Origin of the sequence: Pseudonocardia sp. Ae331_Ps2, assembly GCF_001932405.1 — a bacterium.
In the GTDB taxonomy this organism is placed as follows: Bacteria; Actinomycetota; Actinomycetes; order Mycobacteriales; family Pseudonocardiaceae; genus Pseudonocardia.
In genome coordinates this window covers 2,758,338-2,783,682 of the sequence record NZ_MCIM01000001.1, presented here as the reverse complement: position 1 = coordinate 2,783,682, position 25,345 = coordinate 2,758,338, and the positions used below count along the sequence as shown (strand labels likewise).

Sequence of the window (25,345 nt, the reverse complement as noted above, 5' to 3'; positions counted from 1 at the left end):
GACGCTGAGACCGACCTGTGGGGACCACGGAGTGTGGGGCGCGCCACCCCGGACGGGGCCCCGCCCGGTGCCGCAGACCCGCCACGAGCCCCGAGGCCGGGGCCTAGGAGCGCCCGCGCGCCGCCAGCACCTCGGGGATCCGGTCCTCGATCCAGCCGACGAGCCCCGCGAGGTGACCGGTCACGCCGTGGCCGAGCTCGGTCAGGCCGTAGCTGACCTGCGGCGGGGTGGTCGGCACGACCTCACGGTGCACGAACCCGTCGCTCTCCAGGGTGCGCAGGGTCTGCGCCAGCATCTTCTCGCTGATCCCGCCGACGGCCCGGCGGAGCGCGGAGAACCGGTGGTCCCCACGGGACAGGACGACGAGGACGAGCACCGCCCACTTCGACGTCACGTGGTCGAGGACGGACCGCGACGGGCAGCTGCTGTTGAACGCGTCACCCGAGAACAGCCCCGTGCGCCGTTCCACCTGCGTGCTCACCGTGCAACCACCTACTTACCCCTAGGTACGTACTTACCGATCGAAAGCTTATCCGGCAGTGTGGCCACCGTCCACGACGAGATGGGGAGACAGCAATGATCATCGTGACCGGGGCGAGCGGGAAGCTGGGGGGCGCGGCCGTGCGGGCGCTGCTGGAGACCGTGCCGACGGAGCAGGTGGGCGTGCTCGCCCGGTCCGCGGAGAAGGTCGCCGACCTGGCAGCGGCCGGGGTCCGGGTGCATGTCGGCGACTACGAGGACCCGGCCTCGCTGAAGGCGGCGTTCGCCGGTGCCGACGGTCTGCTCTTCGTGTCCGGCTCGGACGTGACCCCCGGGGTGCGCGAGCGCCAGCACGGCAACGTGGTCCGGGCCGCGGCCGAGGCCGGCGTCGGGCACGTCGTCTACACCAGCGCCGTCGGGGCCGACCGGCCCGACGCGCCCGGCTTCCTCGCCGACCACACCGTCACCGAGGGCCTGCTGCGCGACTCCGGGCTGCCGGCGACACCGCTGCGCAACACCTTCTACTCCGACATGTTCGTCAACCCGGCCGTGGTCGGAGCGGCGATCGAGGCCGGGGAGACGGTCGCCGCGGACGGCGGCCGGGCGCTGAACACGGCCACGATCGCGGACCTGGCGCGGGCGGCCGCCGTCGTCGTGGCGGGTGGGCCGGGCGAGCACGCCGGGCGCGCCTACGAGCTGCGCGGTCCGCTGTGGACCTACGACGAGCTGGCCGCGACCATCGCCGCGGAGTCCGGGCGGCCGGTGACCCACCGCCGGATCCCGCTCGACGAGGCCGGCGACCTCGCGTTCCTGGGCGGACTCATCTCGTCGGGGCTGTTCGCCGAGCCGTCGGACGACCTCGCGGCGCTGCTCGGCCGTCCGGCGACCGGGATGCCCGAGCTGGTCCGCGCCTCCCTGGCCTGAGCCGGGAACAGAACGACCGGCGCCGCGGTTGTGGTTGACGTATCAACCGAACGGGCCGGAAGGAGGCCGCACCGATGAGGATCGACGCGCTGTCCTGGATGACCGGGACGGAAGCAGGGCCTGCCGACCGGTGGGAGCACGCCGGGTACCTGTTCGACTCCGGCGACCCCGCGGGGGCCGCGACGGTGCTCGCCGAGCTCGTCGCCGAGCAGCCCGAGGCCACCGCGGTCCGGCTGCTGCTGGCCCGCGCGTACTACCACTCCGCGCAGCTCGGCCGGGCCGAGACCGAGCTCCGCGAGCTGGTGGAGCGCGAGCCCGCCGACGGTTACGCCCACCTGCTCCTGGGGCGCACCCTGCAGCGCCGTTCGCGTCACGACGAGGCCGCACCGCACCTGCGGCTGGCCGAGGCGATGGGCGTCAGCGCCGGGTGACCGTGCTCGGCAGCGCCGGTTCCGACCGGCGCTGCCGGGGCACCACGACCGGGCCGGTGAGCCCGTCGACGACCGGGACACGGTCGACGAACAGCAGGTAGCCGCCGCAGGTGAGGGTGGCGAACAGCCCGAGCTCGACCGCGGCGTGCACCCCGTCGGACAGCATCACGATCATGCCGAGGTGCAGCCCGAGCCCGGCGACGACGGCGACCGGCCGCAGCCGCGACGACCACAGGCCGAACGCCACGAACAGCTCGGTGAGCACCGCACCGAAGGCCATCGGCACCAGGAACAGCGGGGTCAGGATCGCCGCCGGGACCAGCACCGAGTCCCACGCCCAGGACGCCAGCCCGTTGCCGGACAGGAAGTCCGGGCGGATCTTCGAGAGCGCGGCGTAGACGTAGACGATCGTGATCTGCGCCCGGAGCACCAGCACCGGCGCCGCCCACACCCGGCAGGTCCCCTGGTCACGCCACGAGCGGACCGACCAGGCCGCGTCGGAGTCGGTGAACGACAGCAGCACAGCCACGGTGAACAGCAGGTAGGTGTGGTTGGAGTAGTAGCCCGCGCCCCAGACGAAGCCCGCGGTGCACGACGCGACCACCAGGGCCGCCACCCGCGCGTTCCACCCGACGACGAGGGCCAGCGCCGCCAGCCCCATCACCGCGCCGAGTGCGAGCCAGACCGGCGCGGGCAGCACCGGGCCGACCCCGAAGAGCGGCCCGGCCCGGGTCCCGAGCAGCGGGCTCACGCCGAGCTCCAGCGCCTTCGCCCCGGCGACGAGCCCGACCAGGATGCGGTACCCGGCCAGCGGCCGCGCCGGAAGCGTGTCGGGGATCCTCAGCACGACTGCTCCCGCTCCGGACGGCCGTCCCAGGTCCGGGACACCGCGGTGAGGTCGGGGTTCGCCGCGCACAGCAGGTCCGGGACCGTGGACCCGTAGTGGACGGTCCGCTGCGGCCACGGCAGCGCCGCCGTGTCGAGACTCCGGAGGGCGCCGTCGGCGGTCCGTCCGGAGTAGGCGTACTCCGTCGAGGAGGCGACGAACATGCTCCACGAGTAGCGGCGCGGCGGGTCCGTGGTGAGCAGACCGACCGCGGGGATCACGGCCTCCACGACGACGACGCCCGCCAGCAGCCATCCCGCGGTCCTGCGCGTGAGTAGCGACACACCCGTCCCATCGCGCAACGACGTCCGGGCGTTAGCCGGTCACTTCGGGTCGAGGGAGTAGATCCGGACCCAGTCCACCTCGTAGGTCGCCGGCTGCATGTTGCCGCCGAAGAAGTTGTCGAGCTGGATGGTCAGGTGCCCGCTCGGCATGGCCTGGATGTTGCTGCGGCCGGACCGGGCGCCGTCGGAGAAGGAGAACCACTCCTTGCCGTCGATGAAGCCCTTCACGTGGTCGGGCGTCCATTCGATCGCGACGTTGTGCCACTCGCTCAGTGGTGCGCCGCAGTTCCTCTCCTTGGCGTGCTCCTGCTGGACCGCGCCGCGGCCGTGCGGGTAGTGGATGAACGCCTCGGCGCACCGCTCGCCGGGGGCACCGTTCTCCAGGAAGTCGTACTCGCCGTCCTGGGGCCAGCGGTCCGACTGCGGCCAGATGATCAGCAGCGGGTGGTACTGCCTGCCGTTGTTCGGGCCGGTGCCCTCGGAGCGGACGCGTGCCTCCCAGCGGCCGTACTGCTGGTTGAACTTCGACGAGATCCAGGCCGAGTCGCCGTTGCGGAGCCCGGCCTGGACGAGCTTGCCGTCCTTCACGGTGGACCGGCTGGCGCAGCGGCCGCCGTTGCCGGCGTGACCGGGCCAGCACTCGCCGGCCTGGTTCCACTTCGCCGGGTCGGGCGGTCCGGTGTAGTCGAACTCGTCCGACGCCGGCAGCGGCGCGCCCCAGCCGTAGCGCTCGGCCGCGCTGGTGGCGCCGGGGCGGGGCCTGCTCTGGTCGGCCGGTCGGGCCGAGGGGTCGGTCACGGCGGGCTCCTCCGTGGGGGCAGCCGGGTCTCCCGGCGACGCGGGCTTGTCGACCGGCGGGGTGGCCGGCTCCGTGGACGGAGTCTCCGCCGGGTCGGGGGCGGGCTGCTCGGCCGGGGCCGTGGGGGTGTCACCCGGGGCCGGAGCCGGCGGGGTCGTTGCCGGCGGGGTCGTTGCCGGCGGGGTCGTTGCCGGCGGGGTCGTTGCCGGCGGGGTCGCCGGCTTCTCCGCCGGTGCAGGTGTGTCGACCGGGGCCGGCTTCTCCGCCGGAGCAGCGGCCGGCGGACCCGCAGGCTGGGGGGCCGCAGTCGGCGCCCCAGCCGGAGCGGGCTTCTCCGCCGGAGCAGGCTTGGCCGGCGGAGCAGCAGCCGGCGGAGCAGCGGGCCGCGGGGCCGGAGCCGCAGCCGGAGCGGGCTTGGCCGCCGGAGCCGGAGCCACTGCCGGAGCGGCGGGCTTCCCGGCCGGCGCCGCGGGAGCGGTGGGGGCGGTCCCGGCTGCCGGGACGGGCTTTGCCACGGGGACCACCGCTGCGGCGGCCGGATCCCGTGGAGCGGACGCGGTCACCGGCACGGTCGGAGCCTTGGCGGGAGGAGCCGGAGCGGTGGCTCCGTCCGCGGCCTTCCCGGAGGGCGCGGACGGAGCGCCCAGGGTGGCCCGCGTGGGCGGCACGGAAGCGGCAGGCGCGGAACCGACGGCCGCCCCCTCGGGTGCGGCCGAGCTCGTCGTGTCCTCGGCGCCCCGCACGACGGTCTCGCTCGCCGTCGTCCCGGCGCCTGCGGCCCAGGACGACGATCGCAGAGCGGAGTCGACCGGACTCCCCGAGCTCCCCGACGGGCTGGACATCGGTTCGGCGAGCACGCCGGGCGCCGCGGGCAGCGCCGGCTGCGGGGCGACGCCGGACACGACGGGTGCGCTCGCCGCGGGCAGAGGCGCGCCGTCGGTGATCAGGAGCACCCCTCCGGTATAGAAGACGGCACTCACCGTCACCACCGCCGCAGCGCTCATCACTGTGCGTCGTTCCAGTCCACGCCTCATTGGCCCCGTTCCCGTCCCATCGGTGTCCGCCTTGTCCGATATCGAGGAAACTAGAAGCACACAGTGCACAACAGCCACTCCCGCCACTCGTATGAGGGACGAACTCACCCTCACGGCGGTCACCCGAATCCATCCGGTGCTCCGATTGCGCTGTGACACAAAGGAACGCGGGAATAATCGGGATCAGTGGGACGACGGGGATGAGTCCGCTGCTCCGTTCGAGCGGTCGCCACAGATCGCCGCTGGTCAGGGCCGGGCGGGCGATGTCTCCGGTGCCTGCCCCCGGACCAGCACCGCGACCCGCGACGGCGCCCCGGTCACGGCGGACGCCGGCCCGTCGCTCCAGCCCGCCGCAGGTGCTCCGGCCACCAGCGGTGGCCGCCGGCCGGAGCGGTGCCGCCGGTACCAGTGGACACTGGGGTCGTGATCGACGATCCGATCGCCCGGCTGGAGCGGCTCGCCGGGCCGGAGGGCACCGCACTGCTGGACCGGCTCGCCGTCGCCGATCGTGGCGGCGACGCCGCGCTGCGACTGGGTACCGCGTTGCGCCGCGAGCACGACGCCGAGCTGGTAGCCGACGCGATGGCCCAGGCCGACCTGCGCGACCGGGCGGCCCGCAAGTTCGCACGGGCACGGCAGATGTGGTTCACCCGTGACGGGCTCGAACAGGCGTCGTCGGAGGTGATCGCACGGCACCGCGCCGCGCGGTTCGCCGGCCGCACGGTGCTCGACCTGTGTTGCGGGATCGGCGGGGACCTGGTGTCGCTCGTCGCCGCGGGGCACGACGTCACCGGCGTCGACCTCGACCCGGTGCACCTGTGGATGGCGGCCCGCAACGCCGCCGTACACGGGGGGCGGGCCCGCACGGTGCGCTCCGACGTCCGCGATGTCGACCTGTCCGGCGCCGACGGTGTCTTCGTCGACCCCGCCCGGCGCACCGGCGGCGGCCGGCTGCGCACCGGGGAGTCCGAGCCGCCGCTGGAGTGGTGCGTCGGGCTGACCGGCCGGGTCGGCGCGGTGGGGGTCAAGGCGGCCCCGGGCATCGACCACGACACCGTCCCGGCCGGCTGGGAGATCGAGTTCCTCGCGCTCGGGCGCGAGCTGAAGGAGGCGTGCGCCTGGTCGCCGGCGGTGGCCGGGGCCCGCACGCGCGCCACCGTCGTCCACGACGACGGGGTGCACCAGCTCTCCGGCGAGCCCGACCCGCCGGACGGGGACACCGGGATCGCGGTCGGCGAGCCGGGCGGGTGGCTGCTGGACCCGAACCCGGCCGTCACCCGCGCCGGGCTGGTGTCGGCGCTCGCGCGGGCCACCTCGACGTCGCGGATCGACCCGCGGATCGCGTTCCTGACCGGCGACGACGAGCCCCCGCCCACCCCGTTCGCCCGCCCGCTGCGGGTGCTCGACTCCCGCCCGTGGGACCAGAAGCGGCTGCCGCGTCTGCTCCGCGACCTGGACGTCGGGGCGGTCGACGTGCGCCGCCGCGGCCTGGCCGGCGACGTCGAGGCGCTCGCCCGCAGGCTGCGCGGCCGCGGGTCGCGGCACGCGACCGTGGTGATGACCCGGATCGAGGACCGGCCGTGGGGCCTGGTCTGCGTGGAGCCGGGCAGCGCCTGATCAGCCGCGCCCGGGGAAGTGGATGAACTCCAGCGTGATGCCGTCCGGGTCGCGGAACTCCAGGGTGGCGTAGTCGGTCGGGTCGGTCCGGTCGACTACGCCGCCGTGCGGCACCGTGAGCGCGTCCAGCCAGGCGGCCCAGTCGTCGAGGGTGGCCCGGTCCGCGACGCCGAACGCCAGGTGGTCCAGGGCCCCGCGGACCGGGCTGCCGTCGCCGTCGGCGTGCAGCTCGATCATCACCCCGGTGACCGCGTCGAGCAGCAGGGCCGCCTTCTCCGGGTCGCCACCGCCCGCACCGTGGTGCGGGAAGGTCATCGGCAGCCGTTGCAGCCCGAGGACGCGCTGGTACCACAGCGCACTGGACTCCACGTCGGTCACGACGGCCGACACGTGGTGGAAGCCGGTGACCGCCGGTCGTTCGATGGCCGAACCCATGGGCGTCCTTCTCCTCGCCGGCCACCCGCGGGATGACCGGGCCTGCTCCTCGTCGCGGTGCAGTACACCACCGGCGCCCGCCCGGGGTGCGGACGGCCGCCGTCCCATGATCGGCCGCACGGGTACCGGCACGTCCCGCCCGGTCGGTGTGTGTCGCGTTGCCCGCCCCCGGCCGGGCGTGGAACCGTCGGCCGCGTGACGACGATCGCCGAGGTCCCCGAGTCCATGCGGTGCAGCGTGCTGCGTGCCGCCGGAGAGCTGCAGGTCCAGCAGCGCCCGGTCCCCCGCCCCGGCCCGCGCGAGGTGCTGGTGCGGGTCGCCTCGGTCGGCACCTGCGGCTCGGACGTGCACTACTTCCGGCACGGCCGGATCGGGGAGTTCGTGCTGCGTGAGCCGATGGTGCTCGGGCACGAGCCGTCCGGGCGGATCGTCGGCGTCGGCGAGGGCGTCGACACCGGCCGGATCGGCGAGCGGGTCTCGCTGGAGCCGGGCGTGCCGTGCCGGCGCTGCCGCTACTGCCACACCGGCGCCTACAACCTGTGCCCGGACATGGTCTTCTTCGCGACCCCGCCGGTCGACGGCGCGTTCGCCGAGTACGTGACGGTCGCCGACGACTTCGCCCACCCCGTCCCCGAGCACGTCTCCGACGACGCCGCCGCGCTCCTCGAACCGCTCTCGGTCGCGCTGTGGGCGCACCACAAGGCGCGCACCGGGGCCGGGTCGCGGGTGCTCGTCGCCGGTGCCGGGCCGATCGGTCTGCTCGTCGCGCAGGTGGCCGCGGTGCTCGGGGCCGCGGAGGTCGTCGTCAGTGACCCGGACCCGGCGCGTGCCGCGCTGGCCCGCGACTTCGGGGCGACCGACGTCGTCGCCCCGGGTACCGACGTGTCCGGGGTGGACGCCTTCGTCGACTGCTCCGGGGTGCCGGCGGCGGTGCTGGGCGGGCTGCCCTCGGTCCGCCCCGGCGGCACCGCGGTGCTGGTCGGGATGGGCGCCGACGAGATGACGCTGCCGGTGTCGGCGCTGCAGTCCCGCGAGATCACCCTGACCGGCACCTTCCGCTACGCCAACACCTGGCCCACCGCGGTGCGCCTGGCCGCCACCGGTGCGGTGGAGCTGGACCGGTTGGTGACCGGGCACGTCGACCTCGACCACGTCGGCGACGCGCTGTCCCCCGACCCGTCGCAGGTCAAAGTGGTCGTACGTCCGTGAGGCTCGCCGCCGGTCCCGGGTGGACCGACGTCGTCGCCGGGCTCGTGGCCACCGCGCCCGCCGGCCCGGCCGGGAACCGGCTGGTCACCGTCGACGGCTTCTCCGGCGCCGGGAAGTCGACCCGGGCCCGGGAGCTGGCCGACCGGCTCGCCGCCCCGTTGCTCGAGATCGAGGACCTGTGCCCCGGCTGGGACGGCCTGGCCAGGGTCCCGGCACTGGCCCGGCGCGGGATCGGGGACCCACTGGCCGCCGGGACGACGCTGCGCTGGACGTCGTGGGACTGGGTGCACGACCGGCCGGGTCCAGAGCGGACGCTCGCACCGGCACCCGTCGTCGTGCTGGAAGGGTGCGGGAGCGGCGCGGCCGAGCTCGCGCCGGTGACCGCGCTCGCGATCTGGGTGGACGCGCCCGCCGACGAGCGGGAGCGGCGACTGCGGGATCGGGCGGACTGGCCCGGGTACGCCCCGTTCCGCGACGGCTGGCGCCGCGCCGAGCAGGAGCTGGCCCGCTCCGGGGGTGCCCCGGAGCGGGCCGAGGTCGTCCTGCACGGGTGAACGCGGACGGGGCCCGGCACCACCCCCCACGAGGGTGCCGGGCCCTGCCGCGCCGTCAGACCCGGGCGCGCCGGACGACGAGGTAGCCGCCGACGGCGGCGAGCACCCCCACCAGCAGCGGGTAGCCGGCGAGCAGCAGCGGCACCGGCGCCCCGGTGAGGAACCGGCCCACCGCCGGCCATGCCTGCTGCAGCGTCACCAGCACCACGGCCACCCCGACCACCAGTCCGACGCCGACGCCCAGCGCCCACACCCCGAGCTGCCCCCAGCGCCGGAAGACCGCTCCGGACAGCAGGAACACGGCGCCGACCACGAACATCGGGACCCAGTAGCAGAGCATCGTCAGCAGCACGTTCTGCCCCGACAGGAACCCCACCGCGAAGAACTGCATCCCGACACCCCAGCCGCCGGTCGCCCCCTCGATCTCCAACAGCACGGTCAGCAGCACCGAGTGCAGCAGGGTCTCCACCGCGAGCAGGGACAGCACCCCGGTGTAGAAGTGCCGCCGGGTGATGCCCAGGCTCAGCGCGAACGGCATCACCTGCGTCATCGTGACCAGGTACTGCGACCCCACGATGAAGAACAGCGCGGCGAGCGCACCGGTGACCCCGCCCTCGGGGGAGCCGGTACCGGCACGCACGGCCCAGAAGACGGCCACGTTGATCGCGAAGATGGCGGCCAGGATGACCCAGGGCATGCCGACCCGGTTGCGGGCGTCGACGAGGTTCATCCGGAGCACCGCGGCCAGCCTGCTCCCGGTGGTCACGGGACGGTCGACCTCGGCGACGGCAGCGGCGGTGGTCATGACAGGACCTTCCGGTCGGAGCGGGCGGCGGAGTTCTGCTGGGTGGTGCGTACGACGAGCTGCTGCAGCGAGACCGGCTCGAACTGCAGCTCCGGCAGCGTGGGCTCGGACACCGCGCCGGACAGCGTCACGCGCAGGAAGCCACCCATCTGCTCGCGGTGCAGCTCGACGTGCCCGCCGGCGAACCGCTCGACGGCCTCGACCGGCCCGGTCACGGTGACGGCGCTCCCCCGCAGGTCCTCGGCGTCGGAGTCGATCAGGACCCGGCCGCCGTCGATCAGGACGACGTGCTCGATCAGGTCGGACACCTCGTCGATGAGGTGCGTGGACAGCACCACGGTGCGCGGGTGCTCGGCGTAGTCGGCGAGCAGGCGGTCGTAGAACAGCTGGCGGGCGACGGCGTCGAGACCGAGGTAGGGCTCGTCGAAGAAGGTCAGCGGGGCCCGCGACGCGAGTCCGATGATCACGCCGACGGCGGAGACCTGGCCGCGGGAGAGCTTCTTGGCCCGCCGGGTGCGCGGGAGCGCGAACTCCTCGACCAGCTGGTCGGCGAACGCCTGGTCCCAGTGCGGGTACACGGTCGCGGCGGCGCGCAGTGCGTGCCCGACGGTGTAGGAGTCCGGGTACTTCAGCGACTCGCGGATGAAGCAGGTGCGGGCGAGCACCGGTGCGTTCTCGTAGGGCTGCTCGCCGAAGATCTCAGCGCGCCCGGAGGACGCGAAGTTCTGCGCGGTGAGGATCTGCATCGCGGTGGTCTTGCCGGCGCCGTTGCGGCCGAGCAGCCCGTGGATGCGGTTCTCCTCCAGCGCGAACGTCACGTCGTCGAGCGCGGTCACGTCGCTGCCGGAGCGCTTCGTGACGCCGTGCATGGCGATCACGTTCGTACTCATCGGTCGTCCCCCCAGACGTCGATCATCTTCTTGAGCTGCTCGGGGTCGATCCCGAGCTTGCGGGCCTCGGTGACCAGCGGAGCGATGTACTGCCGGGCGAAGTCCTCGCGACGGCTCTCCAACAGCCGGGTTCGCGCCCCCTGCGCGACGAACATGCCGATCCCCCGTCTCTTGTAGAGCACACCCTGTGCGACCAGCTGGTTGAGACCCTTCGCCGCGGTGGCCGGGTTGATCCGGTGGAAGGCGGCGAGCTCGTTGCTGGACGGAACCTGGGTCTCCTCCGGGTAGGTCCCGTCCACCACGGCGGACGCGATGTCCTCCGCGATCTGCGCGAACAACGGGCGGCCGTCGTCGATCACGGCGGCCTCACGGTGTCGTAGCTCGGTGGTTCATTACTCATGTAATGAACCATAGAGCCAAGAGGCCGCCGCGTCCAGGGGCGGCCGCTACCTTCCGCTTGGCAGAGCATCGCTCTCGTCGTCGACCATTGTTCATGCAGTGCTCTACGGTGACCCGGTGAACGCCTCCCGCACCGCCCGCGAGCGGGCCCGCGCCGAGCTCGTCTCCGAGATCACCGCGGCGGCGCGCCGCCAGCTGGCCGAGACCGGCGCGGCGGCGCTGTCCATGCGTGCCGTGTCCCGCGAGATCGGGATGGTGTCCTCGGCACTGCACCGCTACTTCCCCACCCGCGACGACCTGCTCACCGCGCTGATCGTGCAGAGCTACGACGCGCTCGCCGACGCCCTCGCCGCGGCCGACCCCGGCTCAAGCCCGGCCGAGCAGTGGCGGGCGATCGCGCAGGCCCTGCGCGGCTGGGCGCTGGCTCACCCCCACGAGTACGCGTTGATCTACGGCTCCCCCGTGCCGGGCTACCACGCGCCGACCGGCACCGTCCCCGTCGCGGCCCGGGTCCTGGAGCCGCTCGCCCGCGCTCTGGCCACCGCGCATGCCGCGGGGACGCTCGTCGACGCGCCCGAACCGGACCCCGCGCTCGCCGCCGACGCCGACCGCGTCCGCGCCGCACTGGGCCTCCCGGACCTGTCCGACGGGGCCGTGTTCGCCGCCCTCACCGCATGGACCGGGCTGTTCGGGCACCTGTCCTTCGAGCTGTTCGGCCAGTTCGAGAACGCCGTCGACGCCCGCGACGCGCTGTTCGCGGGCACCGTCGAACGCCTGGGCCGGGTCGCGGGCCTGCTCTGAGCGCTCCCCCGGCCCGAGGAGCGGCGCCGCCCGATGCCGGTCGAACTAGCTCCGGGTGAGCAGCGCAGGTCAGCGGCGCAGGTCAGCGGCGCAGCCGCCCGGCGAGCCGGCGGAGGCGTGCGCCCAGGTCGCCCGGCACCCCGCCCTGCTCGACTCGGACGACGAGCGCCGTCGCCGCGACCGCCACCAGCAGCGCGACGATCAGGTCGCCGAACGGCCCCACCCCGAGGCGCCCGCTCCCCAGCGCCGCGGCCGCGGTCCCGACCGGCGGCAGCCACGGCTGCGTCCCGGTCACCACGAGCACGACCAGCGCACCGATCAGCGCGACACCCTCGTTGCGGATCACCGGCCGCGAGAACACCGACCCCACCGCGGCGCCGGTGATCCCGCAGGCCAGGTGGGCGAGCAGGCCGTCGAGCAGGCTCCCGGTCGTCGCCGTGCCCCAGGCGGCGATCACGCCCCACACCACCGCGAGCAGCCCCAGCAGCGCCACGCCGGCCGTCGCGGCGATCAGCACGCCGGCCGCGACCGGCCACGGGCCCCCCGCGGCGGACAGGGTGACGGCGCGGGAGTCGTCGTCCTCGGACTCGGCCAGCGCGTGTGCCAGCCAGGCCCCGACCGGGTAGAGCAGCAGCGCGCTGGCCGCCCACGGCGCGGGCAGCGGGCCGGGCGCCCCGCCGAACAGCACGGCGAGGGCGCCGGCGTAGAGCACCAGCGGGGCGACGAAGCGTTCGGTGCGGCCGACGTCCTCGCCCAGCAGCATCGCGACGGCGAAGGCCGAGCGCATCCGCCGCGTCACCGGCGGCCTCTCGGGGGAGCCGGACGGACCGGCCGCACCGAGCGGACCGCGCAGCCCGCGGCGAGCGCGGCCGCCAGCCAGGCGTCGCTCTCGGGGGCGGGGACCCGCACGGTGAACCGGCCCGGCGCCGCGCCCTCGACGCGGGCGGGCGGCAGCACCCGTTCCAGCAGCGGGCGGGGGTCGCCCGCGCAGGCCATGTCCAAGCGCATCATCGCCCCGGGCGGCGGCGCGGTCGGCAGCGGCACGGAGTCCGGGTCGGAGGCAGTCGCGATCCGGCCCTCGCGCAGCCTGTGCAGGCGGGCGCCGGGCAGGCCCGCCGCGGTGCCGGTGTGGTCGGTCAGCAGGGTCGGGGCGGCGCGCGCGGCGAGCAGCCTGGTCAGGGCGTCCGCGGCGTCGTCGTCGAGGCCGTTCCAGGGCTCGTCGAGCACGAGCAGCCCCGGCTCGCAGGCCAGCGCCTGCACCAGCCCGACCTTGCGGGCGTTGCCGGTGGACAGGTCGGCCATCGGCTCGTCGTCGTCGCCGTCGTACCCGAGCTCGGTCAGGAGCTCATCGGCTCGGTCGGCGGCGTCGTCGACGTCCACGCCGCGCACTCGGGCGATGTGGTCGAGCCAGCGTCGCGGGGTCAGCTTGCGAGCGGCCGGGAAGCGGTCGGGCAGGTAGCCGACGACCTCGGGGACGTCCTCGACCTCACCCGCGGTCGGGGCGAGCGCGCCGGCGGCGATCCGCAGCAGCGTGGACTTGCCCGCCCCGTTGCCGCCCCGCACGACGGTCGGCACGGCCGGGTCGACGTCGAGGTCGGCGCCGCGCAGCGCGACCGCCCCCGACGGGTGGGTGTGGTGGATCCCGACCAGGCGCACCCGACCACCTCCACCGCTCGTCTCCCGCGTGCGTGACGATCAGGTTCGCACAGCGGCGCGGCCGTCCGGGCCGGCGGTGGCACGGCGGTACGGCCCGTGGCGGGGGCGGTACGCAGGGCTGTCGAGATCACCCGTTCGGCGCAGCCGGGCGTCGGCTCGGCGCGTTCAGCCGGTCCCGGTCGACACCGCGGCGTCGCGGTTGCGGCGCTGCCGGAGCTTCCGCACGACCAGCCACACGATCACCGCCGCGCCGAGCACGGCGACGACCTTGCTGATCGGCGACATGTAGATCTCGATGACCTCCCAGCGCTCACCGAGCGCGAAGCCGAGGTAGACGAACAGCGCGTTCCAGACACCGCTGCCGATCGCGGACAACGCGGTGAACCGCAGCAGCGGCATCCGGGCGATCCCGGCCGGGATCGAGATGAGGCTGCGCACGATCGGGATGCAGCGCCCGCCGAGGACGAACCAGTTCCCCCAGCGCTCGAACAGGGCCAGCCCCTTCTCCAGGTCCTTCTGGCTGGAGACGACGAACCAACGGCGGCCGCACAGCCGGTGCACCCGTTCGTAGCCGAGCCAGTGCCCCAGCGCGTAGAGCACCAGCGCACCGGCGACGGCCCCCATCGTGGCCGCCGCCCAGACGCCGATGGGGCTCATCGCGCCGGTCGAGGCGCGGAAGCCGCCCAGCGGGAGGATCACCTCCGACGGGATCGGGGGGATCACATTTTCCAGAAAGATCAGCAACCCGATGCCTGCGGCGCCGAGCCGGTCCACGATGTCGAACACCCACTGCGTCACGCACCCCATGGTGCCTGAAGATCAGATCGCCCGGTTGGTCCGGTTCGACCGGTCCCGACGGGCGGGCCGGATCCGCTCGACCGACGAGCAGCGCGGCGAGAACGGCGCGCGGCGGATCCGGAACGCACCGACCCCCGCCGGCGAGGGGCCGGCGGGGGTCGGTGTCGGACGGGATCAGGCGGCCGCGGTGGCCGACTCCCCCTTCGCCGCGCGGTCACGCAGGGACTGCGGGACCTCGAAGCGCTCGCCGTACTTGGCCTTGAGCTCGTCGGCACGGGCCACGAAGCCGGCCGGGCCACCGGGGTAGCCCTCGATGTACTGCAGCACGCCACCGGTCCAGGCCGGGAAGCCGATGCCGAAGATCGAGCCGATGTTGGCGTCGGCGACGGTGGTCAGCACGCCCTCGTCGACACACTTCACGGTCTCGATCGACTCGATGAACAGCATGCGCTCGGACAGCTCGTGCAGGTCGACGTCGTGGTTCGTCGCACCGAACTGCTCGCGCAGGCCCGGCCACAGGCGGGTGCGCTTGCCGTTCTCGTACTCGTAGAACCCGGCGCCGGAGCTCTTGCCCTTGCGGTCGAACTCGTCGACGAGCCGGTCGATCACCGGGTCGGACGGGTGCGGGGTCCAGGTGCCGCCGGCGGCCTCGACGCCCTTCCTCGTCTCCTCGCGGATCTTGCGCGGCAGCGTGAGGGTCAGCTCGTCCATCAGCTGCAGCACCGGGGCCGGGTAGCCGGCCTGCGACGACGCCTGCTCGATCGTCTGCGGGTCGATGCCCTCGGCGATCATCGCGACGCCCTCGTTGATGAAGGTGCCGATGACCCGGCTGGTGAAGAACCCACGGGAGTCGTTGACGACGATCGGGGTCTTCTTGATCCCCAGGGTCAGGTCGAACGCCTTGGCCAGTGCCTCGTCGCCGGTCCGCTCACCCTTGATGATCTCGACCAGCGGCATCTTGTCGACCGGCGAGAAGAAGTGCAGACCGATGAAGTCGTCCGGACGGTCGACCCCCTTGGCCAGCTCGGTGATCGGCAGCGTCGAGGTGTTCGAGCACAGCAGCGCGTCGGCGTTGATGTACTTCGCGGCTTCGCGGAACACCTCCTGCTTCAGCTCCACGGACTCGAACACGGCCTCGATGACGACGTCGCAGCCGGCGAGGTCGGCGTAGTCGTCGGTCGGCAGGATCCGGCCGAGCAGCGCGTCGCCCTTCTCCTGCGTGGTCTTGCCGCGCGCGACGCCCTTCTCGACCAGCCCCTGGGAGTAGGCCTTGCCCTTCTCGGCGGCCTCCTTCGAGACGTCCTTGAGGACGACCTCCCAGCCGGCGAGGGAGCAGACGTAGGCGATGCCAGCACCCATCATCCCGGCGCCGAGCACCGCGACCTTGGTGGGCTGCCACTTCTCCGGCGCGCTGGGGCGGGACTTGCCGCCGTTGATCGCGTTCAGGTCGAAGAAGAACGCCTTGATCATGTTCTTCGCGACCGGGCCGGTGACGAGCTCCGCGAAGTAGCGGCCCTCGATCTTGAGCGCGGTGTCGAAGTCGACCTGGCTGCCCTCGACGGCCGCGGAGAGGATGTTGCGCGGCGCCGGCATCGGCGCGCCCTTGAGCTGCTTGCGCAGGTTCGCCGGGAACGCGGGCAGGATCGACGCGAGCGACGGGTTCGACGGCGTGCCGCCGGGGATCTTGTACTTCGGCCGGTCCCAGGGCTGGGTGGTGTGCTCGGGGTTGGCGAGCACCCAGGCGCGGGCCTTGTCGAACGCCTCCTCGCGGGTGGCCGCGAGCTCGTCGATCAGGCCCAGCTCCAGCGCCTTGGCCGGCTTGTGCCGCTGGCCCTGCGCGAGGACGTTCATGAAACCGTTCGCGATGCCCAGCATGCGGGTGACGCGGGTGACGCCGCCACCGCCGGGCAGCAGGCCGAGGCTGACCTCGGGCAGGCCGTAGACCACGCCCTTCGCGTCGACGCCGACCCGGTGGTGGGTGGCCAGCGCGATCTCCAGGCCTCCGCCGAGCGCCGCGCCCACCAGGGCGGACGCGACCGGACGGCCGAAGGTCTCCAGCGTGCGCAGCTGGCCCTTGACCTCGGCGACCATCGTGAGGATCTGCTCGGCGTCGTCGGGGCCGGCCGCGATGAGCTGGTCCAGGTTCCCGCCGGCGAAGAAGGTCTTCTTGGCCGAGGTGATGACGACACCGACGATGTCGTCCTTGTGCTTCACCAGGTCGTCGACGACCTCCCGCATGGCGTCGCGGTAGGCGTCGTTCATGGTGTTGGCGCTGCTGGCGGGATCGTCGAGGGTGACGACGGCGATGCCGTCGGCGTCCTTCTCCCAGCGGACGGCCTTCTGCTCACTCACTGCTGTTCAGTCCTTCCGAGATTCCGGGAGATTCAGACGCGCTCGACGATGGTGGCGATGCCCATGCCGCCGCCCACGCAGAGCGTGGCCAGGCCGCGGCGCAGGTCACGGCGCTCCAGCTCGTCGACGAGGGTGCCGAGGATCATCGCGCCGGTGGCGCCCAGCGGGTGGCCCATGGCGATGGCGCCGCCGTTGACGTTGGTGATGTCGTGCGAGATGTCCATGTCGCGCATGAAACGCAGCGCGACGGCCGCGAAGGCCTCGTTGATCTCGAAGAGGTCGATGTCGCCGACCGACAGCCCGGCCTTGGCCAGCGCCTTGCGCGCGGCGGGCGCCGGGCCGGTCAGCATGATGGTCGGGTCCGCGCCGGACAGCGCGGTGGCGACGATCCGGGCCCGCGGGGTCAGGCCGTTGGCCTTCCCGGCCGCCTCGGTGCCGATCAGGGTCAGCGCGGCGCCGTCGACGATGCCGGAGGAGTTGCCCGCGTGGTGGACGTGGTCGATCTTCTCGATCCAGTGGTACTTCTGCAGCGCCACCGCGTCGAAACCGCCGTCGCGGCCCATCATCTCGAACGACGGCTTGAGCCCACCGAGCGTCTCGACGGTCGCGCCGGCCCGGATGTGCTCGTCGCGGTCGAGGACGGTCACCCCGTTGCGGTCCTTGACCGGGACGATCGAGTTCGCGAAGCGGCCGTCGGCCCACGCCTTGGCCGCACGGGTCTGCGACTCCACGGCGAAGGTGTCGACGTCCTCGCGGGACCAGCCCTCGATGGTGGCGATGAGGTCGGCGCCGATGCCCTGGGGCACGAAGCCGGTGCGGTAGTTGGTGTCGGGGTCCATCGCCCAGGCGCCACCGTCGGAGCCCATCGGCACGCGGCTCATGGCCTCGACGCCACCGGCGAGGACGAGCTCCTCCATGCCGGAGCGGACCTTCTGGGTCGCGGTGTTCACGGCCTCCAGGCCGGACGCGCAGAACCGGTTGAGCTGCACACCGGCGACGGTGTCGGGCAGCCCGGCCGCGATCGCGGCGGTCTTGGCGATGTCACCGCCCTGGTCGCCGATCGGCGAGACGACACCCAGCACCAGGTCGTCGATGGTGTTCGTGTCGAGCTGCGGGTTCCGCTCGCGGACCGCGTCGATCAGGCCGGTCACCAGCGAGATCGGCTTGACCTCGTGCAGCGAACCGGAGGCCTTGCCCCGGCCGCGGGGTGTGCGGATCGCGTCGTAGATGTAGGCCTCGGGGATCTCGCTCATCCGAACCTCTCGTGGGTGGTCGGCGCCGGGGCGGCCGGGCGGCACTGCCCCTACTTACTAGTAGCTTTTGTTACAGCAGCACTGTCACATGGGTCAAGACGGCCGTCGAAGAACGTGACAGCGACCATGTCACACCACCACTGTCGCATAGGACGCCCGGCCCGTAACCTGCGGTCATGTCCGCCGCCACCGATGCCTCGAGCGACGACGGCTCCCCCGAGCTGCTCACCGTCGACCAGCTCGCCGAGCGGACCGGCATCTCGGTGCGCACCATCCGCTTCTACGCGGGCAAGGGGCTCATCCCGGCGCCCCGGTTGCGGGGCCGCACCGGCCTCTACGACGCGGCGCACCGCGCCCGGCTGGAGCTGATCGGCGAGCTCACCGGGCTCGGGTTCACACTGGCCGCCATCGAGCGGCAGCTGGAACAGGTGCCGCTGGAGACCGCGCCGGAGGAGCTGGCCCTGCAGCGGGCACTGCTCACCCCCTGGCTGCCCGAGGTCGACGAGGAGCTCGACCGCGCCGGCCTGGACCGCCGCGCCGGGCGTCGCCTGTCCGACGACGAGGTCACCACCCTGGAGCAGCTCGGCGCCCTGACCCGGCTGCCGGACGCGGGACCGGACTCCGTGCGGCTGCACGGGATGGTCGCGCTCGGTTCGGCCCTGCAGGCGCTGGACGCGGGCCTGCCGCCGGAGCTGTGGAAGCGCTCGCACGACCTCATCGAGCGGCACACCTCCGCGCTCGCGGAGGACCTGATGACGCTGTTCCAGGAGGAGGTCCTGCAGCCCTACCGGGACCGCGGCCGCCCCGCCGAGGAGCGACGACGGCTGGCCGCCGCGTTCTCCCGGCTCAAGCCGATCACCGTGCAGGGCGTCGTCGCCGCGTTCGGGCGGGCGGTCAACCGGGCCATCCGCGAACGCGTCGACTCCGGTCGCGCCACGGCCGACCGTCAGGAGGGGTGAGCGCGACAGGGCGGTCGTAGCATCGGTCCATGGCGAACTTCGAGTTCCCGGTCCGGGTGCGCTACCACGAGGTCGACGCCCAGGGTGTGGTGTTCAACGCCTGGTACCTCGCCTGGTTCGACGAGGCGATGACCGAGTTCCTCGAGCACCGCGGCCTCACCTACCGGGCGATGCTCGACGCCGGCTACGACATCCAGCTCGTCCACACCGAACTCGACTGGCGGGCCGGGGTCGGGTGGGGCGAGGACGTCGTCGTCGCGGTGTCGACGGCGCGGATCGGCCGGACCAGCTTCGCGCTCGACTTCCAGGTCCGCGCCCTCGACGACACGGGCGAGCGCACCGTCACCTGCGACTGCCGCACCGTCTACGTGGTGATCGCCGTCGACGGCAGCGGCAAGCAGGAGATCCCGGCGCTGATCCACAACGCGCTCGGCGATCCCGAGCCGCTGATGCCGCTGCGGCCCTGATCCGGTCAGGTGCCGCGGATCCGGCCGCGGACCTCGCCGAGGGCGATCCTGCCACCGTCGCGGGCGGGCGCGGTCGCGGTCATCACGACCTCGTCGCCGTCCTCCAGCCAGGCGCGTGAGGCACCACCGGGGAGCGCGACCGGGTCACGGCCGTTCCAGGACAGCTCCAGCATCGAGCCGAACTCCCCGCGCTCCGCACCGGAGATCGTGCCCGAGCCGAGCAGGTCACCGGCGCGCAGCCCGGCCCCGCCCGAGGTCAGGTGGGCCACCATCTGTTCAGGGGACCAGTACAGGTCCCTCGCCGGCGGGGACGCGATCAGCTCGCCGTTGAGGTGCACGGCGAGGTCGAGGTCCAGGCCGAGCGCGGGGCCGGTCGGGGTGAGGTAGGGCAGCGACGCGGGATCGTGCACGGGCAGCGGGACCCGGGCCGCGGACAGCTCGTCGAGCGGGGTCACCCAGGCCGAGATCGACGTCGCGAACGACTTGCCCAGGTGCGGGCCGAGCGGGCGGGACTCGAAGAACTGGATGTCGCGGGCGGACCAGTCGTTGAGCAGCACGACGCCGAAGACGTGGTCGGCGGCGTCGTCGATCCCGACCGGTCCCGGTACCGGTCCGCCCAGGACGAAGCCGAGCTCCGCCTCGAAGTCGAGCGTGGCGCAGGGGCCGAAGTCCTCGGGCCCACGCTGTCCCGACGGACGCGCGACCGGGGTGCCGGTGACCCGGACCGTGCCGGAGCGGCCGTGGTACCCGACCGGCATCCGTCGCCAGTTCGGGGTGAGCGGGTCCGAGGCGTCCGGGCGGAAGATCAGACCGGCGTTCCGCGCGTGCTGCTCGCAGGCGTAGAAGTCGACGTAGTCGGCGACGGCGAAGGGCAGCACCGGGACCAGCCCCTCGTCGGGCAGGCGGTGCGCGGCGGCCCGCTCGTGGTCCGCGCGCCACTCGCGCAGCCACTCGACGACCTCGCGCCAGGCCGGGGCGCCGGCGTCGAGCAGCCGGGTCAGGTCGGGCGCGGTCAGCAGGTCCGGGTACGGGCCGCGCTGCGCGGTGGCGAGCGAGCCGACGTCGAGCAGACCGCCGTCGGGCAGCGGGCAGGCGATGCGGGAGCCGCCGGGGCGTCCCTTCCCGGCGACGGCGCCGAGTGCGAGGGCGGGAACGGGCGGCGGCGCGGTCGTCACGGTCCCCGACCGTAGGCGATGCGGCGACGGCGCGGGCGGGGAACTCACCGTGACGGTCGCACGTTACGACCGGTGTGCCCGGTCCGTCCGGATCGGGCGGGAACCGGACTCGAACCGGAACGCAGGAGGACACCCGCAGATGGGTCTGCTCGACAAGCTCAAGGAGCGCCTCACCGGAGGCGCGCAGGCACAGCCGCAGCAGGGCTTCGGGGGTGCTGGGCCGCAGGGGCCCGGCCCGACGCCGCAGCAGGGCTTCGGCGCGGCACCGCAGCAGCAGGACCCCGACCAGCAGGCGATCGAGCGTTACCGCTACATGCTCCGCACCGCACCGCCCGAGCAGGTGGAGCAGGCGCACGCGGAGGCGTTCGCGAAGCTGACGCCCGAGCAGCGGCAGAAGGTGCTCGAGGACGTCGGCGGGCAGGTGCCCGAGGCCGAGCGGGCCCGCTCGACCGATCCGCAGGAGCTGGCGCGGATGGCGACCCGCGCGGAGATGCGCAACCCCGGCACCATGGAGCGGTCGCTCGGCGGCGGCCGTGCGCCCGGCATGGGCGGCATGATCGCCGGGTCGCTGCTGGCCGGTGTCGCCGGTGCCTTCATCGGCACGGCGATCGCGGGAGCGATGTTCGACGACGCCGGTGCCGGTGAGGACGTGGCCGCGGCCGAGGAGCCCCCGGCCGAGGAGCCGGCCGCCGAGGACCCCGGTTTCGACGACGGCGGCGGGTTCGACATGGGCGGCGACTTCGACTTCTGAGCCCACCCGGGACGGCCCCGGCCCACGCGATCCGTGGGCCGGGGCCGTTCTGTTCCCCCACATGCCGAAACACCTGTTGCAGAGCCGGAGCCGACCTGGCACCGTCCGGTCACCCATGCCAGAGTCGCCATCCGAGCATCCGTCCCGAGCGGACGGCATCGAGGACGAGTGGGAGTACGAGTTATGGCACAGCAGGTACGCGGCGTCGTGGCCCGGGCCAAGGGTGAGCCGGTCACCGTCGAGACGATCATCGTCCCCGATCCCGGCCCCGGTGAGGCCGTGGTGAAGATCCAGGCCTGCGGGGTCTGCCACACCGACCTGCACTACAAACTCGGCGGCATCAACGACGAGTTCCCCTTCCTCCTCGGCCACGAAGCCGCCGGCATCGTCGAAACCGTCGGCGACGGCGTCACCGACATCGCCCCCGGCGACTACGTCGTCCTCAACTGGCGCGCGGTCTGCGGGCAGTGCCGCGCCTGCAACAAGGGCAAGCCCCAGTACTGCTTCGACACCCACAACGCGACACAGAAGATGACCCTCGAAGACGGCACCGAACTGTCCCCCGCCCTCGGCATCGGCGCCTTCATCGAGAAGACCCTCGTCCACTCCGGACAATGCACCAAGGTCAACCCCGACGCAGACCCGAAAGCCGCCGGCCTCCTCGGCTGCGGCGTCATGGCCGGCCTCGGCGCCGCCATCAACACCGGCGGCGTCGGGCGCGGAGACTCCATCGCCGTCATCGGCTGCGGCGGCGTCGGCGACGCCGCCATCGCCGGCGCCACACTCGCCGGCGCCACCACCATCATCGCCGTCGACACCGACCCGCGGAAACTCAAGTGGGCCGAAGAGTTCGGCGCCACCCACACCGTCAACGCCACCGAACAGGACCCGGTCGAGTTCATCCAGTCCGTGACCGACGGCAACGGCGCCGACGTCGTCATCGACGCCGTCGGACGACCCGAAACCTACAAACAGGCCTTCTACGCCCGCGACCTCGCCGGCACCGTCGTCCTCGTCGGCGTCCCCACCCCCGACCTGCACGCCCCCCAGATCCCGCTCATCGACTACTTCGGCCGCGGCGGCGCCCTCACATCCTCCTGGTACGGCGACTGCCTACCCTCACGCGACTTCCCCACCTACATCGACCTCTACCTCCAAGGCCGCTTCCCCCTCGACAAGTTCGTCACCGAAACCATCAGCATCGACGACATCGAAACCGCCTTCGACAAAATGCACGCCGGTGACGTCCTCCGCTCGGTCGTGATCCTCTGATGGCCCCCATCGATCACGTCGTCACCTCCGGGACGTTCAACCTCGACGGCGGATCCTTCGACGTCGACAACAACGTCTGGATCATCGGCGACGACCACGAAGTGTTCGTCATCGACGCCGCCCACGACGCCGACGCCATCACCCACGCCGTCGGCGACCGCACCGTGAAGGCCATCGTGTGCACCCACGCCCACGACGACCACATCAACCAAGCACCCACCCTCGCCGACCGCTTCGACGCACCGATCCTGCTCAACCCCGCCGAACACGTCCTGTGGGACATGACCTGGCCCGACCGCACACCCGACCAGGAACTCGCCGACGGCCAGGTCCTCACCGCGGGCGGGATCGACCTACGGGTGCTGCAGACCCCCGGCCACTCCCCCGGCTCGTCCTGCCTCTACGCACCCGAACTCGGCATCGTCTTCACCGGCGACACCCTGTTCCACGGCGGACCCGGCGCCACCGGACGCTCCTACTCATCGTTCGACGCCATCATCGAATCCATCCGCACCACCCTGCTCACCCTCCCCGCCGACACCCGCGTCCGCACCGGACACGGAGACCCCACCACCATCGGCGACGAAGCACCCCACCTCGACGAATGGATCCGCAACCGATCCTGACCCGACACCCCCACCTGCGGCCCGGCCCCTCACACCCAGGGACCGGGCCGCAGCGGTTCCTACACCGAGACGCAGCTCAGCGGGCTCGGACGAGCCACGGATCCCGCTGAGCTGCATCTCGGCGAGCGGTCGAGCGGACAGCGCGGGACGAGGGGCAGCGTGGAGCCGGGGCGCGGGACGCGCCGCGACGCGTGCGTCTGACACGGTGGGGCGTGCCCCGCTCGCTGTCGTCGCTCCCGTTCCGTCTGCTCCTCGCCTCGACCGCGCTCGCGTTCGGCGGGTACGCCCTGCTGCTGCCGGTCGTCCCGCTGTGGGTGTCCCGGGGCGGTTCCGGCGAGTTCGGAGCGGGGCTGAGCACGGGCGTACTGATGGCGGCCACCGTCGGCACCCAGCTGCTGGTGCCCGCGATGCTGCGCCGGGTCGGGCACCGTCCGGTGCTGGTCGTGGGGTCACTGCTGCTCGGCCTCCCGACGCCGTTGCTCGCGCTGACCGCCGACCTCGGTCCGGTGCTGGCGATCTCCGCCGTCCGTGGGCTCGGGTTCGGGATGGCCACGGTCGCCGGGAGCGCGCTCGTCGCGGAGCTGGTCGAGCCGTCCGCACACGGTCGCGCGGCGGCGCGCTACGGCTACGCGGTCGGCCTGCCCCAGCTGCTGTTCCTGCCGGCGGGCGTCGCGGTCGTCGACGCGCTGGGGTTCACCGGGGTGTTCCTGCTCGCCGGGATCACCCCGGTCGCCGGGGCGCTGGTGGTGGCGTTCGTGCGCGGGCCCCGGCGGGCCCCCGCACCCCGCCGCGACGACGCCGTCCCGCACCCCCGCGCGACCCGCAGGCGACTCCCCGCCGCGCCGGTGCTCGCGATGCTGGGCTGCTCCACCGCGCAGGGCGGCGTGATCACCTTCGCCCCGCTCGTCGCGCCGGGGGCGACGGTCGCGGTGCCCGCTGCGCTGTTCGCCACCGCGCTCGGGGCGCTGCTCGGCCGCGGCGTCGCGGGCACCCTCACCGACCGCAGCGGACGTCCCGGGGCCCTGTTGCCGGTCGGGACCGCGTGCGCCACGGTCGGGCTGCTCGGGGTGCTCACCGCTCCGTTCGCGTCGGTCCTGCTGGTGGCGGGGGCGGCCGCTGTCGGCGCCGGGTTCGGGCTCGTGCAGAACGACGCCATGGTCGCCCTGTTCGCCGCCGCCGGGCCGTTGCAGTACGGCCCGGCGAGCGCCGTCTGGAACATCGCCTACGACGCCGGGGCCGGCCTGGGGGCGACCGGGCTGGGAGCGATCGCCGAGCCCTTCGGCTTCGCCCCCGCCTTCGGCACGACGGCCGCGGTGCTGTTCCTGCTCACCCCGGCCGTCCGCCGTCGTCGCGCCTGACCACCGCCACGAGGACCCCGCAGCGACGCCACCGGCAGGAGCGTCGCGTGGCAGGGCGGCCCCCGGGGCCGGGGCACGCCCCACCCCGACGGGAGCGGGTCAGGCCTTCGGAATCGCCCGCTGCAGCTCGGGGACGACCGCGTCGAGCACGGACGGGAGGCTGAGCACGGTCTGCCAGGCGAAGGCCAGCTCGGTGGCCCCCTCCAGGAACACGGTGCGCCCGTCGCGCATCGCGGGCAACCGCGACAGCAGCGGATCCCCGACGACCGTCGCCTTCCCGCCGGGGGTGAACGACAGCTGGTCCCAGACGATGAGGTCGTGGTCGAGCTCGCTCGCCTGCTCGAAGCTGAACTCGGTGTAGAACTTGCCTGCGGCCAGCTGGTCGATCCGCGGCGGCACGGTGAACCCCAGCTCGGTGAAGAACCGTGAGCGGGGGTCCTGCGAGGAGAACACGCTGATCTTGTCCGCGCTGCGGCTCGCGACGACGACCGAGCGCCCCTTCCACTGTGGATCGGCGTCGCGGGCGGCGACGAACCTGGCCTCCAGGTCGGCGACCAGCTTCTCGGCCTCGGCCTCCTTGCCCAGCGCCCGCCCGGTCTCGCGGGTGTACTCCTGCCACGGTGCGCCGTAGTCGTCGAACCCCCGCGGTGGCCCGACGGTCGGCGCGACGGCGCTCACCACCGGATAGCTCTGGGCGTCGAGGTCGGAGTAGAGGCCGATCACCAGGTCGGGGCGCTGTGCTGCGATCTTCTCGGGCTCGATGGAGGACATGTTCAGGACCGCCGGTGCCGCGCCCACCGCCTGCGCGGCCGCCTGGGCCCACGGCTGCACGACGACCTTCTCGTCGCCGTACCAGTAGCGGGCCGCCACCGGCGCCACCCCGAGCGCGAGGATCGCGTCGTGGTCGGTGTAGCCCACGGACACCACGCGCTGCGGGGCCTGTGGGATCGTCGCCGCGCCGAGCTTGCCCTCGATCGTCACCGGGAATCCGGCGCTCCCCGTCGCGGCACCGGTGCCGGTCTCCGACCTGCCGCCCCCGCCACACCCCGCCAGGGCGGCGCCACCGGCCGCTGCCAGCGTCCCCAGGAGCATCTGTCGCCGGGTCAGTCCCATGTCCGTTCCTTCCGCTC

The 25,345-nt window shown here is 73.4% G+C and carries 28 protein-coding genes; 13 read left to right on the top strand and 15 right to left on the bottom strand.

The genetic code is table 11. From position 1 onward, the window contains the following. Window positions 1-103: 103 nt before the first annotated feature. The gene (locus tag Ae331Ps2_RS13340; RefSeq protein ID WP_075308586.1) at window positions 104-481 is read right to left on the bottom strand and encodes a helix-turn-helix domain-containing protein; all 378 of its coding nucleotides are present in this window, start codon (window positions 479-481) and stop codon (window positions 104-106) included. A 95-nt stretch (window positions 482-576) separates the two neighbouring features. Here Ae331Ps2_RS13340 and Ae331Ps2_RS13335 point away from each other — a divergent pair, with 95 nt between their 5' ends. Beyond that, window positions 577-1,404, top strand: a complete 828-nt coding sequence (locus Ae331Ps2_RS13335; RefSeq protein WP_075308588.1) for an NmrA family NAD(P)-binding protein — start codon at window positions 577-579, stop codon at window positions 1,402-1,404. Window positions 1,405-1,478: 74 nt separating this feature from the next. Beyond that, window positions 1,479-1,835 carry a tetratricopeptide repeat protein gene (locus tag Ae331Ps2_RS13330; protein ID WP_020624570.1) on the top strand — a complete coding sequence of 119 codons (357 nt, stop codon included), beginning with the start codon at window positions 1,479-1,481 and terminating at the stop codon, window positions 1,833-1,835. Here Ae331Ps2_RS13330 and Ae331Ps2_RS13325 read toward each other — a convergent pair. From Ae331Ps2_RS13325 to Ae331Ps2_RS13315, 3 genes are read right to left on the bottom strand one after another with little or no spacing between them, the layout of a single operon-like run. Next, on the bottom strand, window positions 1,822-2,682 hold the full coding sequence (locus Ae331Ps2_RS13325) for an HTTM domain-containing protein (protein ID WP_075308590.1): 861 nt from the start codon (window positions 2,680-2,682) through the stop codon (window positions 1,822-1,824). The genes Ae331Ps2_RS13330 and Ae331Ps2_RS13325 overlap by 14 nt on opposite strands. Next, complete coding sequence (locus tag Ae331Ps2_RS32005; protein WP_075308592.1) at window positions 2,676-3,005, bottom strand: hypothetical protein; 330 nt, start codon at window positions 3,003-3,005, stop codon at window positions 2,676-2,678. Before Ae331Ps2_RS32005 ends, Ae331Ps2_RS13325 begins: the two co-directional genes overlap by 7 nt. Window positions 3,006-3,044: 39 nt before the next feature. Further along, complete coding sequence (locus Ae331Ps2_RS13315; protein WP_075308594.1) at window positions 3,045-3,803, bottom strand: glycoside hydrolase family 16 protein; 759 nt, start codon at window positions 3,801-3,803, stop codon at window positions 3,045-3,047. Window positions 3,804-4,461: 658 nt separating this feature from the next. On the opposite strand from Ae331Ps2_RS13315, the gene Ae331Ps2_RS13310 reads away from it, so the two are divergent. After that, entirely contained in the window at window positions 4,462-4,770 is a 309-nt protein-coding gene (locus tag Ae331Ps2_RS13310) for a hypothetical protein (protein ID WP_139318836.1), read from the top strand. A 491-nt stretch (window positions 4,771-5,261) separates the two neighbouring features. After that, a complete protein-coding gene (locus Ae331Ps2_RS13305) occupies window positions 5,262-6,455 on the top strand; it encodes a class I SAM-dependent methyltransferase (RefSeq protein ID WP_249265608.1) in 1,194 nt (397 codons plus the stop codon). Here the strand turns inward: Ae331Ps2_RS13305 and Ae331Ps2_RS13300 are convergent, their stop codons facing one another. Continuing rightward, complete coding sequence (locus tag Ae331Ps2_RS13300; protein WP_020625876.1) at window positions 6,456-6,890, bottom strand: VOC family protein; 435 nt, start codon at window positions 6,888-6,890, stop codon at window positions 6,456-6,458. A 195-nt stretch (window positions 6,891-7,085) separates the two neighbouring features. Here Ae331Ps2_RS13300 and Ae331Ps2_RS13295 point away from each other — a divergent pair, with 195 nt between their 5' ends. Beyond that, window positions 7,086-8,099, top strand: coding sequence for an NAD(P)-dependent alcohol dehydrogenase (locus Ae331Ps2_RS13295; protein WP_020625875.1), 1,014 nt, complete (start codon window positions 7,086-7,088; stop codon window positions 8,097-8,099). After that, complete coding sequence (locus tag Ae331Ps2_RS13290) at window positions 8,096-8,653, top strand: hypothetical protein (RefSeq protein ID WP_075308600.1); 558 nt, start codon at window positions 8,096-8,098, stop codon at window positions 8,651-8,653. Before Ae331Ps2_RS13295 ends, Ae331Ps2_RS13290 begins: the two co-directional genes overlap by 4 nt. A 55-nt stretch (window positions 8,654-8,708) precedes the next feature. On the opposite strand, the gene Ae331Ps2_RS13285 is transcribed toward Ae331Ps2_RS13290, so the two are convergent. Genes Ae331Ps2_RS13285 through Ae331Ps2_RS13275 form a run of 3 tightly spaced genes read right to left on the bottom strand, consistent with a single transcriptional unit; the run spans window position 8,709 to window position 10,704 of the window. Beyond that, on the bottom strand, window positions 8,709-9,458 hold the full coding sequence (locus tag Ae331Ps2_RS13285) for a hypothetical protein (RefSeq protein ID WP_020625873.1): 750 nt from the start codon (window positions 9,456-9,458) through the stop codon (window positions 8,709-8,711). Next, window positions 9,455-10,348: an ATP-binding cassette domain-containing protein gene (locus Ae331Ps2_RS13280; protein WP_075329734.1), complete on the bottom strand. Its 894-nt coding sequence runs from the start codon at window positions 10,346-10,348 to the stop codon at window positions 9,455-9,457. The genes Ae331Ps2_RS13285 and Ae331Ps2_RS13280 overlap by 4 nt, the downstream gene beginning before the upstream one ends. Next, a complete protein-coding gene (locus Ae331Ps2_RS13275; protein ID WP_043280317.1) occupies window positions 10,345-10,704 on the bottom strand; it encodes a GntR family transcriptional regulator in 360 nt (119 codons plus the stop codon). Before Ae331Ps2_RS13275 ends, Ae331Ps2_RS13280 begins: the two co-directional genes overlap by 4 nt. 160 nt (window positions 10,705-10,864) lie before the next feature. Here Ae331Ps2_RS13275 and Ae331Ps2_RS13270 point away from each other — a divergent pair, with 160 nt between their 5' ends. Next, window positions 10,865-11,548 (top strand): TetR/AcrR family transcriptional regulator, encoded by a 684-nt coding sequence (locus tag Ae331Ps2_RS13270; RefSeq protein WP_075312438.1) that lies wholly within the window; start codon window positions 10,865-10,867, stop codon window positions 11,546-11,548. Between the two features lie 82 nt (window positions 11,549-11,630). On the opposite strand, the gene Ae331Ps2_RS13265 is transcribed toward Ae331Ps2_RS13270, so the two are convergent. The 5 genes from Ae331Ps2_RS13265 to Ae331Ps2_RS13245 form a co-directional block, all read right to left on the bottom strand. Beyond that, window positions 11,631-12,335, bottom strand: a complete 705-nt coding sequence (locus Ae331Ps2_RS13265; RefSeq protein WP_139318837.1) for a hypothetical protein — start codon at window positions 12,333-12,335, stop codon at window positions 11,631-11,633. Window positions 12,336-12,343: 8 nt separating this feature from the next. After that, the gene (locus Ae331Ps2_RS13260; protein WP_075308604.1) at window positions 12,344-13,204 is read right to left on the bottom strand and encodes an ATP-binding cassette domain-containing protein; all 861 of its coding nucleotides are present in this window, start codon (window positions 13,202-13,204) and stop codon (window positions 12,344-12,346) included. Between the two features lie 165 nt (window positions 13,205-13,369). Further along, window positions 13,370-14,002, bottom strand: coding sequence for a DedA family protein (locus tag Ae331Ps2_RS13255; protein WP_249265609.1), 633 nt, complete (start codon window positions 14,000-14,002; stop codon window positions 13,370-13,372). A 174-nt stretch (window positions 14,003-14,176) separates the two neighbouring features. Then, entirely contained in the window at window positions 14,177-16,354 is a 2,178-nt protein-coding gene (locus Ae331Ps2_RS13250; protein WP_020627545.1) for a 3-hydroxyacyl-CoA dehydrogenase NAD-binding domain-containing protein, read from the bottom strand. A 32-nt stretch (window positions 16,355-16,386) separates the two neighbouring features. Next, window positions 16,387-17,607, bottom strand: a complete 1,221-nt coding sequence (locus Ae331Ps2_RS13245; RefSeq protein ID WP_198932122.1) for an acetyl-CoA C-acetyltransferase — start codon at window positions 17,605-17,607, stop codon at window positions 16,387-16,389. Window positions 17,608-17,783: 176 nt separating this feature from the next. Between Ae331Ps2_RS13245 and Ae331Ps2_RS13240 the strand changes: the two genes are divergently transcribed. After that, on the top strand, window positions 17,784-18,566 hold the full coding sequence (locus tag Ae331Ps2_RS13240; protein WP_075308608.1) for a MerR family transcriptional regulator: 783 nt from the start codon (window positions 17,784-17,786) through the stop codon (window positions 18,564-18,566). A 29-nt stretch (window positions 18,567-18,595) separates the two neighbouring features. Further along, the gene (locus Ae331Ps2_RS13235; RefSeq protein ID WP_020627548.1) at window positions 18,596-19,033 is read left to right on the top strand and encodes a thioesterase family protein; all 438 of its coding nucleotides are present in this window, start codon (window positions 18,596-18,598) and stop codon (window positions 19,031-19,033) included. A gap of 5 nt (window positions 19,034-19,038) precedes the next feature. Here the strand turns inward: Ae331Ps2_RS13235 and Ae331Ps2_RS13230 are convergent, their stop codons facing one another. Continuing rightward, window positions 19,039-20,208, bottom strand: a complete 1,170-nt coding sequence (locus tag Ae331Ps2_RS13230) for a fumarylacetoacetate hydrolase family protein (protein WP_075308610.1) — start codon at window positions 20,206-20,208, stop codon at window positions 19,039-19,041. A gap of 139 nt (window positions 20,209-20,347) precedes the next feature. On the opposite strand from Ae331Ps2_RS13230, the gene Ae331Ps2_RS13225 reads away from it, so the two are divergent. The 4 genes from Ae331Ps2_RS13225 (at window position 20,348) to Ae331Ps2_RS13210 (ending at window position 24,215) form a co-directional block, all read left to right on the top strand. Further along, a complete protein-coding gene (locus Ae331Ps2_RS13225) occupies window positions 20,348-20,959 on the top strand; it encodes a hypothetical protein (protein WP_075308612.1) in 612 nt (203 codons plus the stop codon). A gap of 183 nt (window positions 20,960-21,142) precedes the next feature. Next, window positions 21,143-22,231 carry an S-(hydroxymethyl)mycothiol dehydrogenase gene (locus Ae331Ps2_RS13220; RefSeq protein WP_075308614.1) on the top strand — a complete coding sequence of 363 codons (1,089 nt, stop codon included), beginning with the start codon at window positions 21,143-21,145 and terminating at the stop codon, window positions 22,229-22,231. Further along, window positions 22,231-22,857, top strand: coding sequence for an MBL fold metallo-hydrolase (locus Ae331Ps2_RS13215; RefSeq protein ID WP_075308616.1), 627 nt, complete (start codon window positions 22,231-22,233; stop codon window positions 22,855-22,857). Before Ae331Ps2_RS13220 ends, Ae331Ps2_RS13215 begins: the two co-directional genes overlap by 1 nt. Before the next feature lie 212 nt (window positions 22,858-23,069). Continuing rightward, window positions 23,070-24,215, top strand: a complete 1,146-nt coding sequence (locus Ae331Ps2_RS13210; RefSeq protein ID WP_075308618.1) for an MFS transporter — start codon at window positions 23,070-23,072, stop codon at window positions 24,213-24,215. 99 nt (window positions 24,216-24,314) lie between these two features. Here Ae331Ps2_RS13210 and Ae331Ps2_RS13205 read toward each other — a convergent pair whose 3' ends face one another. Beyond that, a complete protein-coding gene (locus tag Ae331Ps2_RS13205) occupies window positions 24,315-25,328 on the bottom strand; it encodes an ABC transporter substrate-binding protein (protein WP_020626635.1) in 1,014 nt (337 codons plus the stop codon). Window positions 25,329-25,345 lie beyond the last annotated feature (17 nt).

Bases quoted from the DNA above. Each gene is read 5' to 3' on its own strand.
- Ae331Ps2_RS13335 (WP_075308588.1), top strand. From the start codon at position 577: ATGATCATCGTGACCGGGGCGAGCGGGAAGCTGGGGGGCGCGGCCGTG.
- Ae331Ps2_RS13330 (WP_020624570.1), top strand. From the start codon at position 1,479: ATGAGGATCGACGCGCTGTCCTGGATGACCGGGACGGAAGCAGGGCCT.
- Ae331Ps2_RS13300 (WP_020625876.1), bottom strand. From the start codon at position 6,890: ATGGGTTCGGCCATCGAACGACCGGCGGTCACCGGCTTCCACCACGTG.
- Ae331Ps2_RS13285 (WP_020625873.1), bottom strand. From the start codon at position 9,458: ATGACCACCGCCGCTGCCGTCGCCGAGGTCGACCGTCCCGTGACCACC.
- Ae331Ps2_RS13280 (WP_075329734.1), bottom strand. From the start codon at position 10,348: ATGAGTACGAACGTGATCGCCATGCACGGCGTCACGAAGCGCTCCGGC.
- Ae331Ps2_RS13265 (WP_139318837.1), bottom strand. From the start codon at position 12,335: ATGCGCTCGGCCTTCGCCGTCGCGATGCTGCTGGGCGAGGACGTCGGC.
- Ae331Ps2_RS13245 (WP_198932122.1), bottom strand. From the start codon at position 17,607: ATGAGCGAGATCCCCGAGGCCTACATCTACGACGCGATCCGCACACCC.
- Ae331Ps2_RS13240 (WP_075308608.1), top strand. From the start codon at position 17,784: ATGTCCGCCGCCACCGATGCCTCGAGCGACGACGGCTCCCCCGAGCTG.
- Ae331Ps2_RS13235 (WP_020627548.1), top strand. From the start codon at position 18,596: ATGGCGAACTTCGAGTTCCCGGTCCGGGTGCGCTACCACGAGGTCGAC.
- Ae331Ps2_RS13225 (WP_075308612.1), top strand. From the start codon at position 20,348: ATGGGTCTGCTCGACAAGCTCAAGGAGCGCCTCACCGGAGGCGCGCAG.
- Ae331Ps2_RS13220 (WP_075308614.1), top strand. From the start codon at position 21,143: ATGGCACAGCAGGTACGCGGCGTCGTGGCCCGGGCCAAGGGTGAGCCG.
- Ae331Ps2_RS13215 (WP_075308616.1), top strand. From the start codon at position 22,231: ATGGCCCCCATCGATCACGTCGTCACCTCCGGGACGTTCAACCTCGAC.
- Ae331Ps2_RS13205 (WP_020626635.1), bottom strand. From the start codon at position 25,328: ATGGGACTGACCCGGCGACAGATGCTCCTGGGGACGCTGGCAGCGGCC.